At 69.8% G+C, this 12,573-nt stretch carries 11 protein-coding genes; 4 read left to right on the forward strand and 7 right to left on the reverse strand.

Translation table 11 applies throughout. From position 1 onward, the window contains the following. Positions 1-8 precede the first annotated feature (8 nt). Genes galE through JIG36_RS42545 form a run of 3 tightly spaced genes read left to right on the forward strand, consistent with a single transcriptional unit; the run spans position 9 to position 2,366 of the window. Positions 9-983 carry a UDP-glucose 4-epimerase GalE gene (gene galE / locus JIG36_RS42535; protein ID WP_203382564.1) on the forward strand — a complete coding sequence of 325 codons (975 nt, stop codon included), beginning with the start codon at positions 9-11 and terminating at the stop codon, positions 981-983. Continuing rightward, positions 980-2,110, forward strand: a complete 1,131-nt coding sequence (galK, locus tag JIG36_RS42540) for a galactokinase (RefSeq protein ID WP_203382565.1) — start codon at positions 980-982, stop codon at positions 2,108-2,110. The genes galE and galK overlap by 4 nt, the downstream gene beginning before the upstream one ends. Before the next feature lie 28 nt (positions 2,111-2,138). Further along, positions 2,139-2,366, forward strand: coding sequence for a hypothetical protein (locus JIG36_RS42545; protein WP_203382566.1), 228 nt, complete (start codon positions 2,139-2,141; stop codon positions 2,364-2,366). On the opposite strand, the gene JIG36_RS42550 is transcribed toward JIG36_RS42545, so the two are convergent. The 6 genes from JIG36_RS42550 to arfA are packed head-to-tail and all read right to left on the reverse strand — an operon-like array spanning position 2,339 to position 9,595. Further along, the gene (locus JIG36_RS42550; protein WP_203382567.1) at positions 2,339-3,352 is read right to left on the reverse strand and encodes a glycoside hydrolase family 43 protein; all 1,014 of its coding nucleotides are present in this window, start codon (positions 3,350-3,352) and stop codon (positions 2,339-2,341) included. The two genes, JIG36_RS42545 and JIG36_RS42550, sit on opposite strands and share 28 nt — an antisense overlap. Beyond that, a complete protein-coding gene (locus JIG36_RS42555; RefSeq protein WP_236049317.1) occupies positions 3,346-5,034 on the reverse strand; it encodes a glycoside hydrolase family 43 protein in 1,689 nt (562 codons plus the stop codon). Before JIG36_RS42555 ends, JIG36_RS42550 begins: the two co-directional genes overlap by 7 nt. Positions 5,035-5,036: 2 nt before the next feature. Further along, complete coding sequence (locus JIG36_RS42560) at positions 5,037-5,861, reverse strand: carbohydrate ABC transporter permease (protein WP_203382568.1); 825 nt, start codon at positions 5,859-5,861, stop codon at positions 5,037-5,039. Then, complete coding sequence (locus JIG36_RS42565) at positions 5,858-6,814, reverse strand: carbohydrate ABC transporter permease (protein WP_203382569.1); 957 nt, start codon at positions 6,812-6,814, stop codon at positions 5,858-5,860. Before JIG36_RS42565 ends, JIG36_RS42560 begins: the two co-directional genes overlap by 4 nt. After that, positions 6,804-8,141: an ABC transporter substrate-binding protein gene (locus JIG36_RS42570; protein WP_203382570.1), complete on the reverse strand. Its 1,338-nt coding sequence runs from the start codon at positions 8,139-8,141 to the stop codon at positions 6,804-6,806. Before JIG36_RS42570 ends, JIG36_RS42565 begins: the two co-directional genes overlap by 11 nt. Next, entirely contained in the window at positions 8,138-9,595 is a 1,458-nt protein-coding gene (gene arfA, locus JIG36_RS42575; RefSeq protein WP_203382571.1) for an arabinosylfuranosidase ArfA, read from the reverse strand. Before arfA ends, JIG36_RS42570 begins: the two co-directional genes overlap by 4 nt. Before the next feature lie 344 nt (positions 9,596-9,939). Between arfA and JIG36_RS42580 the strand changes: the two genes are divergently transcribed. Next, positions 9,940-11,475 carry a PAS domain-containing protein gene (locus JIG36_RS42580; protein WP_203382572.1) on the forward strand — a complete coding sequence of 512 codons (1,536 nt, stop codon included), beginning with the start codon at positions 9,940-9,942 and terminating at the stop codon, positions 11,473-11,475. Here JIG36_RS42580 and JIG36_RS42585 read toward each other — a convergent pair. Next, positions 11,472-12,482, reverse strand: coding sequence for a LacI family DNA-binding transcriptional regulator (locus JIG36_RS42585; protein WP_203382573.1), 1,011 nt, complete (start codon positions 12,480-12,482; stop codon positions 11,472-11,474). The genes JIG36_RS42580 and JIG36_RS42585 overlap by 4 nt on opposite strands. Between the last annotated feature and the right edge of the window lie 91 nt (positions 12,483-12,573).

The following is a 12,573-nucleotide window of genomic DNA, read 5'->3' on the forward strand; positions in this document are numbered from 1 at the left end:
AGCGCGCCGTGAAACTGCTCGTCACCGGGGGCGCCGGCTACGTCGGCAGCGTCACCAGCCGATTGCTGCTGGACGCCGGCCACGAGGTCACCGTCCTCGACAACCTGGTCACCGGCTTCCGCGGCGCCGTCGCGCCCGACGCCACCTTCGTCGAGGCCGACATCGCCGACGCGGCCCGGGTGCTCACCCCCGGCTCCGGCTTCGACGCGGTGCTGCACTTCGCCGGGCTGATCGCGGCCGGCGAGTCGATGACCAAGCCCGAGCTGTACTGGCACGACAACGTCGTGAAGTCGCTCGCCCTGCTCGACGCGGTGCGGGCGGCCGGAGTGCCGCGGTTCATCTTCTCCTCCACCGCCGCCGTCTACGGCAACCCGGTCGAGCTGCCGATCACCGAGTCCGCGGTCAAGGCGCCGACCAACACGTACGGGGCCACCAAGCTCACCTTCGACCACGCGCTCACGTCCGAGGCGTTCGCGCACAGCCTGGCCGCGGTCTCGCTGCGCTACTTCAACGTCGCGGGAGCCTACATCGCGGACGGTCACGAGATCGGCGAGCGGCACGACCCCGAGACCCACCTCATCCCGATCACGCTGCAGGTCGCCGCGGGCAAGCGGGAGAAGCTGCAGATCTTCGGCGACGACTACCCGACCGCCGACGGCACCTGCGTGCGCGACTACATCCACGTGCACGACCTGGCCCGCGCCCACCTGCTCGCGCTCGAGGCGGCCACCGCCGGCGAGCACCGCATCTACAACCTGGGCAACGGCAACGGCTTCTCCAACAAGCAGGTCGTCGAGGTGGCCCGCGAGGTCACCGGCGTCGAGCTGCCGGTCGAGATCGCGCCGCGCCGCGAGGGCGACCCGGCCACCCTGGTCGCGTCGTCCGACAAGGCCCGCGACGAGCTGGGCTGGGTGCCCGAGAAGAACACCCTGCAGTCGATGATCGGCGACGCCTGGTCCTTCTACCGCTCGCACGTCGCATGAACGCCCGCGACGCCTTCGTCAAGGAATTCGGCACCGAGCCGGCCGGCCTCTGGGCCGCACCCGGCCGGGTCAACCTGATCGGCGAGCACACCGACTACAACGACGGCTTCGTGCTGCCCTTCGCGTTGCCGCAGCGCACGGTGGCCGCGGTCGGTCCGGCCCCGGCCGGGGAGTGGACGGTCTGCAGCACGTTCGCCGACGAGGCGGTCAGCTTCGGGCTCACCCAGCCGGGCGAGGTGACGGGCTGGGCCGCGTACGTGGCCGGGGTCGTCTGGTCGCTGCACGAGAACGGCTTCGAGGTCCCCGGCGCGCGCATCGCGATCGACTCCGAGGTGCCGCTCGGCTCGGGCCTGTCGTCGTCCGCCGCGCTCGAGTCGTCGGTGCTCACCGCGCTGATCGACCTGGGCGGGCTCGATCTGCCGGTCGAGCGCCGTCCGGTGATCGCCCAGCGGGCCGAGAACGACTACGTCGGCGCGCCCACCGGCATCCTCGACCAGTCGGCGTCGATCCGCTGCCGCGAGGGCCACGCGCTGTTCCTCGACTGCCGGTCCTACGAGGTCGAGCAGATCCCGTTCGACCTGGCCGCCGAGGGCCTGGCCATCCTGGTGATCAACAGCAACGCCCCGCACCAGCACGTCGACGGGGAGTACGGCGCCCGCCGCAAGTCGTGCGAGCAGGCCGCGGCCATCCTGGGCGTCCCGGCGCTGCGCGACATCACCGGTGCCGAGCTCGAGGGCGCGCTGGCCCGCCTCGACGACGAAGTCATGCGCCGCCGGGTGCGGCACATCGTCACCGAGGACGACCGGGTGCTCGAGACGGTGCAGCTGCTCAAGGCGGGCCAGGTCCGCGAGATCGGGTCGCTGCTGACCGCCTCGCACGCGTCGATGCGCGACGACTTCGAGATCACCGTGCCGCAGGTCGACATCGCGGTCGAGACCGCCCTCGAGGTCGGGGCCTACGGCGCCCGGATGACCGGGGGCGGGTTCGGCGGCTGTGTGCTCGCGCTGATCGACGCCGACAAGGCCGACGTGGTCACGGCAGCGGTCGAACAGGCGTACGCGGAAGCGGGTTTCACTCCCCCGACCGCGTGGACCGTCACAGCAGGCGCGGGCGCGGGAAAGCTTTAGCCGCGGCCGGCCGGGGTATCCCGCGCTCATGACCACTGAGCAGCGGGATCAGGACCAGCAGGAACAGAACGAGCCCAACGAGTTCGGATTCGGTGGCGGCGCGACCGCGCCCGAGCCGGCCAAGGAGCCGCCCGAGGGCTACGGCGAGAGCGTCGCCGTGCCCGCGGGCGACCTGACCGGCGCCATCACCGGAGCCATCGACGAGGTCACCGAGGGCCGGCACCGCGATCAGGACGACGACGAGGGCGCCTCCTGAGGATCGGCGGTGGGCCCGTTGACCACGGGCTTTCCGTCGACCCAGTCGACCCGGTCGAGCCAGAGCAGCCGGCCGGGCTCGACGCTGCCGACCGCGCTGGGCGGCCACGCGTGATAGAGCAGCCACGACTCGCCGGCCGGCGTGGTCACCAGGAAACCGTGGCCCGGACCGGCCGCGACCGGTGACGTGTGCAGGATCGGGTTCTCGGCGGCCTTGACGCACGGGCCGAGCGGGCCCTCGCAGGTGGCGTAGCCGAGGGCGTACTCCTCCTTGTCGAAGGCGTTGGCCGAATAGAACAGGTACAGCTGGCCGTCGTGCCGCACCATCTGCGGCGCCTCGATCACGTGCGCCTCCCAGCCGGCGTCGTTGACCAGCAGCTGTTCCGGCTCGCCGCTGATCGACCGGCCGTCCTCGGCCAGGCGCGCGCCATAGAGGTATGTGGACTGCCCGATCGCGTTGCCGTCGTTCTTCCAGTAGAGGTAGCGGTCGCCGTTCTCGTCGGTGAACGGGCTCGCGTCGATCGAGCCGCCCTCCTTGGCCTGGCAGATCAACGGCTCGGCCGACTCGTCGACATACGGACCGCCCGGCTGGTCGGCCACCGCGACACCGATGCACTGCACGTCGGTGCTGGTCGAGCGGGCCGTGTAATAGAGCAGGTAGGTGCCGCCGGGCCCCTCGATCACCTCCGGGGCCCAGGTGTTGCCGGCGGTGGCCCACTTGCCGACCTGCGGCAGAGCGTCGGCCGCGGGCGTCCACGTCACGAGGTCGGGCGAGGTCAGCACGGGCACGTTGCCGGAAGGACCGTTCGTCCCGTACGCGTACCAGGTGTCGCCCACCCGAAGCGCCCCCGGATCGGGGAAGTTCTGCGTGTGCACCGGATTGGTGAAGGTCACGCCGGCCTCCGTCTTCTTCTCGGGTTCGTCGGTTCCGGCTGTGCATCCGCTCACGAGCAGGGCCACGGTCAGCAGCAGGGCCCGCCTCACCACTTGTAGAACCGCAGGTAGTCGAACGACGCGGTCACGGCCGGGGCCGCCCCGCCGTGCGCGACCAGGCCGATCCGGGGCGCGCTGTCGGCGGGCAGCGTCCACACTCCACCCCACGTCCAGTGCTTGCCGTCCCGGCTCACGCCCGCGCGGTACTCGTGCTCGCCGTTGGCCGGATCGATCCGGTGGGCCAGTCGCAGCCACGTCACCGACTCCCCCGGCGTCCCCGCGATGGTGCCGCCATAGGACAGGGCTTCCGCGTACGGCATCTCCTTGCCGAACTCCACCTGCCGCGTGTTCCAGATCGCCACGGCGCTCAGCCGCGCGAACAGGTCGTCATTCGCGTACGCGATGAGGCCGGCCTGCTGATAGTTCCGGACGGTGTCCTCGCCCAGCGGCAGGGTCAGCCGCGTCTCGGCGATCCACGACCCGGCCGGTGGCGTGCGGAGCAGCACGCCCGCGTTGTTCGAGGTGCCGGTCAGGTCAGCGCCCTGCACCGGCCAGCGCAACGCTCCCCCGCTCACGGTCGCCGCCGGATCTTCCCGGACCCAGCTCCAGCCGGCCGCCGAGCCGCTGAACTCGTCGGCGAACAACAGCCGGCCCGGCACCGGCGTCCGGGCCGGCGCGGCGTCGCGCTTGTCGGACGCCCAGGCCCCGCCGTTGACCGTCGGCCAGCCGCCGATCCAGTCGAGGCGGTCGATCAGCATGGGCCGCTCGTTGATCCCGAACGGCTCGTCGAGGTAGGGGTCGTTGCGGTCGATCGCGTGGTAGACGAACCAGTCCTGGCCGCGCCGGTCGGTGACCAGTCCGTTGTGGCCGGTGCCGACCCAGCGGTTACCGTTCGGCGCGATCACCGGTGTGCCACCGGCCCGGGAGACGTCGAGGCGCAGGCCGTCGCGGTCGGTGAACGGGCCGAGCGGGCTGCGGGAACGGCCCACCGAGACGGAGTATCCGGTGGTCGGTCCGGCGCAGCAGTTGGCCGAGGACGCGAACAGGTAGTACCAACCCTCACGCCGTACGACGTAAGCGCCCTCGAACTTGTTGTCGACGGCCACCCGCGTCGGGGTGCCGGTGATCCGCAGACCGTCGGCGGTGAGCTCGCTGACCCAGATCCCGCCGAAATAGCTGCCGTAGTAGAGATACTTCCGGCCGTCGGGCGTGGTCAGCTGGGCCGGATCGAACGTCCACCACCAGCCCCCGCCGGGCGCCGCCCGAGGGGGCACGGCCGGTTCCGGAGCCCAGGTCCACGGGCCGGTCGGTCCGGGGGCGGTCGCCACCCCGATCGCCGAGGCGCCGGCGGCCGTCGTCGTCTCGGTCACCGTCGCGTAGAGCAGCCAGCGGTTGCCGACCTTGCGCACGTCCGGTGCCCACAGCGACGCGCCCGGGGCCGCGTACGAGGGAAGGGTTTGAAACGCATCGCCCACGTAGGTCCAGCGCGACAGGTCGGCCGAGCGCGCCATCGGGATGCGGTGCGGCGTGCGTTCGCCCTCGCGCAGGGGGTCGCTCGTTCCGTACGCGTAATAGAAGCCGTCGTCGCCGCGGACGATCACCGGGTCGGCGAAGGTGTCCGCGAACGACGCCGAGGCTGGGACGGGAGGACGGGCGCCGGCCGTCAGGGCCAGCAACGTGATCACCGCGGCGAGCGCGGCCGTCAGGCGTCGCATGATCGTCCTGGACCGTCTCATGATCATCCTTTCAGGCCGGAGCGGGAGACTCCCTCGATCACGTAGCGCTGGGCCACGATGAACAGCAGTAGGACCGGGATGCTGGCGACCAGCGCGCCCGCCATGATCACCGGGTAGTTGATCGTGTAAGCGCCCTGCAGGATCGCCAGACCGGGCGGCAGCGTGAACGCCTCGGGGCTGAACAGCACGTAGACCGGCCAGATGAAGTCGTTCCAGTTGGTCAGGAAGCTGATCACGGCGAGCGTGGCCAGGGCCGGCTTCGAGAGCGGCAGCACCACCCGGGTGAAGACCTGCCAGGCGTTGGCCCCCTCGAGCACGGCCGCCTCCTCCAGCTCGCGGGGCAGGCTGAGGAAGAACTGCCGCAGGAAGAAGACGCCGAACGCGCCGGCCGCCCCGGGGATGATCAGGGCCCACAACGAGTCGAGCATGCCGAGCCGGTCGACGATCAGGAAGTTCGGGATGATCAGCACGAAACCCGGGATGAACAGGGTCGCGATGATCATGCCGAAGATCAGGCGCTTGGCCCGGAACTCGAGGCGGGCCAGGGCGTACGCGGCCATCGACGCGACCGCCAGCACGAGGATCGCCTGACCGGTGGCGGCCAGCACGCTGTTGAGGAACCAGCGCAGCACCGGCGTCTGCGAGTTGCCCAGCAGCGTGTCGAAGGCGCCCGTGGTGGGCTCCTCCGGCAGCACCGTGGGCGGCACCCGGGTCGCCTCGCCGGGCGTCTTGAACGTGGTGAGCAGCATCCACACCAGCGGCGCGATGAAGATGAGGCTGAGTCCGATCAGGACCGTGTACCAGGCGATCGGACGTACGCGTCTCATGCGTCCCTCCTCTCCCTGAAGAGCCGGAAGACCAGCAGGCTGATCAGCAGCAGACACGCGGTGAGCAGGTAACTCATCGCCGCCGCGCTGCCCATCTTGTAGTCACTCAGGCCGACCTGGGCGATGTACATGATCGCGGTGCGGGTCTCGGTGCCGGGCGCACCCTGCGTGATCAGGTAGGACTGGCCGAACATGTTGGCCGAGACGAGGATCGTGTTGACGGTGACGAACAGCAGCACCGGGCGCAGGCCGGGCAGGGTCACGTGCCGGAACTCGGCCCACTTGCCGCCGCCGTCGATGCGCGCCGCCTCGTACAGCTCGCGCGGGATGTCCTGCAGCCCGGCCAGATAGATGACCGCGTTGAAGCCGAGCGTCCACCACACGGTCACGCCGACCAGCGTCACCCAGCCCCACGGCAGCGCGGTGGTCCACGGCGTGTCCCCCGGCAGCCCGACCGCGCCCAGGATCGCGTTGACCACGCCCAGGTTGGGGTCGAGCAGGAAGCGCCAGAGCACGCCGATCACGGCCACACCCAGCACGTACGGCGCGAAGTAGATCGCCCGGAAGATCGTGCGGCCCCGGAACTTGCGGTTGAGCAGCAGCGCCAGCAGCAACGGCACGGTCAGCAGCAGCGGCACGCTGAGGACCGTGAAGATGCCGGTGGCCGACATGCTCTCCCAGAAGAAGCTGTAGACCGCCGAGCTGGAGTCGAACAGCGCCTGGTAGTTGTCCAGCCCCACGAACGGCTTGCCGGGGAGCAGATAGTCCCAGTCGTGCAGGCTGATCCACAGGCCGTACACCGCCGGCACGAGCACGAAGGTCGCGAAGACGACGAAGTACGGCAGCAGGAGGAGGTACGGCGTCAGGGGTCCCGTACGCCGCACCCGGCCGCCGGTGCCGGCCTCCCCAGCCTGCACCGGCGGCGTACGGGTGAGTGCGGTCTCAGCTGCCATACTTCTTGGCGTTCTGCTCCAGGAGCTGGTTGGCCTTGGCGGCGCCGTCGGAGAGCGCCTTGGCCGGCTCCTTGCGCCCCAGAACGGCCTCGTTGATCGCCGTGACCATGGTGGCCATCACGTCGGCGATACCGGGCTTGGGCGGCAGGAAGTGCAGATAGTCGATCTGCGTGCCGATGGCCGACTGCTCGGGCAGGGCCTTGAAGTCGGCGCCGTTGCGGATCTCGGCACGGGCCGGGACCTGACCGCCGCGGGCCCACTCGATCGAGTGCTGGCTGATCCAGTTGATGAAGACCTTGCCCGCGGTCAGCTTGTTGTCGTCCTTGGACTTCTGCTTGAACTGCACGAACTGGTGCGACCCGGCCCAGGCCGCCTTCTGCGTCCCGATCTGCGGCAGCGGCGCCACACCCCACTCGAGGTTCTTGTCCTCCTTGAGCGTGTTGATGGTCCAGATGCCGTTCCAGTTGAACGCGTTCTTCCCGTTGCGCAGCGCGATGATGTCGGCGTCCTGGGCCACGTTCTTCGGGCTGTAGCCGTTCTTGATGTGGTCGGTCATCCAGGTCAGCGCCTGCACGCCGGGCTGCTCGGCGAAGAGCGCCTTGGTCGCGCCGTCGTCGAACAGGTTGCCGCCGAACTGCCAGAGCAGCGACTGGAACTGCATGCTGCCGGTGAACTCGAACGGCGTGACCCAGTCGCCCTGGATGCCCTTGGCCTTCATCGACTCCAGCGCCGCCTGGTACTCGTCGTCGGTGGTCGGCGGCTTCTCCGGGTCGAGACCGCCCTTCTCCATCACGGTCTTGTTGTAGAAGAAGCCGAGCGGGTGCACGTCGAGCGGGATCGCGTAGCGGGTGTTGTTGTAGACGCCCGCGTTCCACACCGGCGGCGAGAAGTCCTCGGCCTTGAAGTTGAGCGCCTTGGCCAGGTCCTCCAGCGGCAGGATCACGCCCCGGGCGGCGTTGGTGGCGACGTGGTCGACGTGCATGACACCGACGTCGGGGCCGTTGCCGGTGGACACGGCGGCCGGGGTCTTCTGGTAATAGTCGGCCCACTGATAGGTGTTCATCGACACCTTGATGTTGGGGTGCTCGGCGTTGAACTGGTCGACCAGCTTCTTCATGAACGGGCCGTCGCCGCCGGTGAAGCCGTTCCAGAAGGCCAGCGCCACGTTCGGGCCGTCATAGCTGGTCGCGGCGGGCGCGGCGTTCTGCCCGCCGCCGGTGACCTTCTCGTTCGGGCCGCTGTCGCCGCAGGCACTGAGCAGCACGGCCCCGCCGGCGCCGACACCGAGGCCGAGAACGCCCCGGCGGGAGAGGTTTCTATTGATCATCGTGACTCCTCGGGAGTGAGGCACAGCGCGTGCCAGGAGACGGGAGGGAGGAGGATCTCTTCGGCCGGCGCCTGCTCGACCGGCTCGGGCCGGTCCGAACTGAGCGCCACGTGCCGGGCCACCCGATGCCGGGGGAAGGCCCGCAGATCGACGGTGAGCGGCACCGGTTCGGTGCTGCGGTTGACAACGAAGACGGTGAGCTCGCCGGTCTGCTCGTCGTGGGTCGCAACGGCGTCCACGGCGGGCACGTCGCCGAAACGTCCGGTGCTCATCGACGGGCTGACCAGGGCCGGGCGCAGCACGGTTCCCCGGGCCAGGCGCGCGGTGTGCGCGAAGGGGTGGAAGATCGTCTGCCGCCAGGCCTCGCCGCCGGCCCGGGTGCGGATCGGCGCGATCACGTTGACCAGCTGCGCCTGACAGCCGATGGTGAGCCGGTCGGCGTGCCGCAGCATGCTGATCAGCAGGTTGCCGACCACCACGGCGTCGGTGCCGTTGTAGTCGTCCTCGATGAGCGCCGGGGTCTCCTCGATGTCGCGGTCCTCGGGCTCGGTGAACCGGGACTGGTACCAGACGTTCCACTCGTCCAGCGAGAGCTTGATCCGCTTGCTGCGGCGCATCTTGGCCCGCACGTGGTCGGCGGTCGCGACCACGTTCTCGATGAACCCGTCGAGGTCGACCGCGGAGGCCCGGAAGCTGGCCTCGTCGTGCTTCTCGGGGTCGTAGTAGGTGTGCAGCGAGATGTAGTCGACCTGGTCGTAGGCGTGCTCGAGGACGGTCGCCTCCCAGGCCGCGAACGTCGGCATGTCCGAGTTGGAGCTGCCGCAGGCGACCAGTTCGATGCTCGGATCGACCCGGCGCATGGCCTGGCCGGCGCGGGCGGCGAGGCGTCCGTACTCCTCGGCGGTCAGACTGCCGATCTGCCAGGGGCCGTCCATCTCATTGCCGAGACACCACATCCGTACGTCGTGTGGGTGTGCGACGCCGTGCTTGCGGCGCAGGTCGGCGGCCGCGGTGCCGTCGGCCAGATTGCAGTACTCGACCAGTTCGGCGGCGGCCTCGATGCCGCGCGTGCCGAGGTTGACCGCCATCATCGGCTCGACGCCGGCCAGCGAGGCCCAGCGCATGAACTCGTTGAGCCCGAACGCGTTGCTCTCGAGGCTGCGCCAGGCCAGGTCGAGCCGGCGGGGACGGTCGCCGCGCGGGCCGACGCCGTCCTCCCAGCGGTAGTTGGAGACGAAGTTGCCGCCCGGGTAGCGGACCGTGGTGACGCCCAGCTCGCGGACGAGATCGAGCACGTCGGTCCGCAGACCTTCGTCGTCGGCGGAGGGGTGACCCGGTTCGAAGATGCCGGTGTAGACGCATCGGCCCATGTGCTCGACGAACGAGCCGAACAGCCGGGGATCGACGGGTGCGATCGCGAACGCGGGATCAAGGGTGAGCTGCGCCACTGCCATGCAGAATTTTTACAACGTTGGATTCAACGTTGTAAAGAGATCACGATGAAGATCCCGAAACACAGCCGAAATGTGCCGTTCGCTTAGGGCCTGTCCTGCCGATCACGCGGGAGTGAGACGAGGTCCAGGTGGTGGCTGGCGTCGGCCGCGAAGCGGCCGCATACCGGTGTTGTATGTGGTCGTTTCGCGGACGTCGTCAGGCGCCACCTGGGCCACGTCGCAGCCCCTCGTGATTGGCAGGACAGGCCCTAACTACCTCGGAGCACCGCTCAGGTTGCCCGTTCGGCAACCGAACAGGATTGAGCCGGGTTGGGCAGCTTTGCTGCGAGCGGAAGGACACTGCCTTGTCGGATCAGACGGCCGCCACGGGTAGCACGGACGAGCTCCTGGCCGAGCTCCGGAGCCAGGTCGAGGCGTACGAGCGCGGGTCGGCCACCGCCGAGTACAGCCCCGAGGGCCGGCTGCTGCGGGCCAACGACGCGTTCGCCGAGCTGGTGGGCGTCGACCCGGCCGGGATCGTGGGCACTGACCACCGCTCGCTCGTCTCGCCCGAGGTGGCCGATTCGGCCGAGTACACCGAGCTGTGGGACCAGCTGCGTTCCGGCAGCAACCTCACCGGCGAGTTCCGGCTGCTCTGGCAGGGCGGCGGCGACCGGTGGATCCGCTCCAGCTGGGTGCCGGTGAAGAACCGCGCCGGCGAGGTGGTCAAGGTGATCGAGCACGCGCTCGACGTGACCCAGGGCAAGCGGGCCACGGCCGACGCGCAGGGCAAGATCCAGGCGATCTACCGCTCCCAGGCCGTGATCGAGTTCGACCTCGACGGCCACATCCTGGACGCGAACGACAACTTCCTCGACCTGGTCGGCTACTCCCGGGACGAGGTCGTCGGCCGGCACCACCGGATGTTCGTCTCCGAGGCGGACGCGCAGTCGCAGGACTACCAGGACTTCTGGCAGCGGCTGGGGGCCGGCGAGTTCGTCTCCGGCGAGTTCCACCGCTATGGCAAGGGCGGCAAGGACGTCTGGCTCCAGGCCGTGTACAACCCGATCCTGGGGATCGACGGCAAGCCGTGGAAGGTGGTGAAGTTCGCGGTCGACGTGACCGAGGCCAAGGCCCGCAACGCCGACTTCGAGGGCAAGGTCACCGCGATCCGGCGCTCGCAGGCGGTGATCGAGTTCGACCTCGACGGCATCGTGCTGGAGGCCAACGACGCGTTCCTCGACCTGATGGGCTACCGCCAGGATGAGATCGTCGGCCGCCACCACCGCATGTTCGTCGACCCCGACGAGGCGAGCCGGCCGGAGTACCGGTCGTTCTGGGAGAAGTTGGGCCGCGGGGAGTTCCACTCGGCCGAGTACCGGCGCATCGCCAAGGACGGGAGCGAAGTGTGGATAAGAGCCACATACAACCCGATCCTCGACGCCGACGGCAAGCCGGTGAAGGTCGTCAAGTTCGCCCACGACGTCACGGCCGAGAAGCTGCGCAACGCCGAGATCGCCGGGCGGATGGCCGCGATCGACCGGTCCCAGGCGGTGATCGAGTTCGACCTGGACGGCCGGATCCGAACGGCGAACGAGAACTTCCTGAACACGGTCGGCTACACGCTGGACGAGATCGTCGGCCGGCACCACTCGATGTTCTGCACCGACGAGTACGCCGCTTCCGACGATTACCGGGACCTGTGGGCGCGGCTGCGCGACGGTGAGTTCCGCTCCGGCCGTTTCCACCGGCTCGGCAAGGACGGCCGGGACGTCTGGCTCCAGTCCAGCTACAGCCCGATCCTCGACCTGCACGGGCGGCCGGAGAAGGTGGTCAAGTTCGCCTACGACGTCACCGAGCAGGTGCGGCTCGAGCAGCAGCTGAACAGCGTGCCGGCCTAGCCTCCGGTGCTCTCCCGCACGATCAGCCGGTGATCGACGCGGAGCTCGCGAGGGGCGCCCGCCGCCGCGGGGCCGTCGCCCAGCCGCTCGGCCAGCAGGTCGACCGCGAGCTGGGCGATCCGTGGCGCGTCGGGCGCGATCGTGCTCAGCGTCGGCGTCGAGAACCGCCCGTCCTCGATGTCGTCGAAGCCCACCACCGCGACCCGCCCCGGCACCGGGATGCCACGCGACACCAGCGTGCGGATCGCCCCCAGGGCGAGCAGGTCGTTGAAGCAGAACACCGCGTCCGGCGGCTCCTCGGCGTCGAGCAACCGGGCCATCGCCTCGGCGCCGTCGGCGCGGTGGAAGCCGTCGACCGGCATCTCGAGCGTGGGGTCGAGGGGCAGCCCGGCCTCGGTCAGGGCCGTCCGATAGCCGGCCAGGCGCTGGTGCGCGGTCACGGCGGACGGCCTGTCCTGCACGCCGATCGCCGCGATCCGGCGGCGGCCCAGCGACGTCAGGTGGCGGGTGGCGTCGGCCGCGGCCGCCGTGTTGTCGATCGCCACGTGGTCGGCCGGGCCGTGCCATACGCGCTCGCCGAGCAGCACCATCGGGGTGCCGTCGCGCAGCGCCAGCTCCTCGCCGGCCAGCGCCAGCGGGCTGAAGATGAGGCCGTCGATGGCGTGCCGCCGCAGACCCGCGACCAGGTTGCGCTCGCGTTCGGCCTGGCCGTCGGTCTGGTCGATCAGCACGGTCCACGACCGGCGCTCGGCCGCCTGCACGATCAGGCCGGCGATCTCGGCGAAGTAGGGCGACTGGAGCTCGGGGACGGCCAGCGCGATCACCCCGGAGCGGCCGCTACGCAGCTGGCGGGCGGCGATGTTGGGCACGTAGCCCAGGGCCTCGATGGCGGCCTGCACGCGGGCACGCGTCGCCGGGGCCACGTGCACATATCCGTTCACGACGTTGGATACCGTCTTGATGGACACACCGGCCCGCGCGGCGACATCCTTGAGGCCTGGCGGCACGGAGATGGACTATACAACGTTGCAGTACTTAAGTCCGATCACCCGCGGGAGCTAAGGGTGGGCTAAAGGATCTGCGGACGCTACTACCGTG

This window comes from Paractinoplanes ovalisporus, assembly GCF_016834655.1.
GTDB lineage: Bacteria > Actinomycetota > Actinomycetes > Mycobacteriales > Micromonosporaceae > Actinoplanes > Actinoplanes ovalisporus.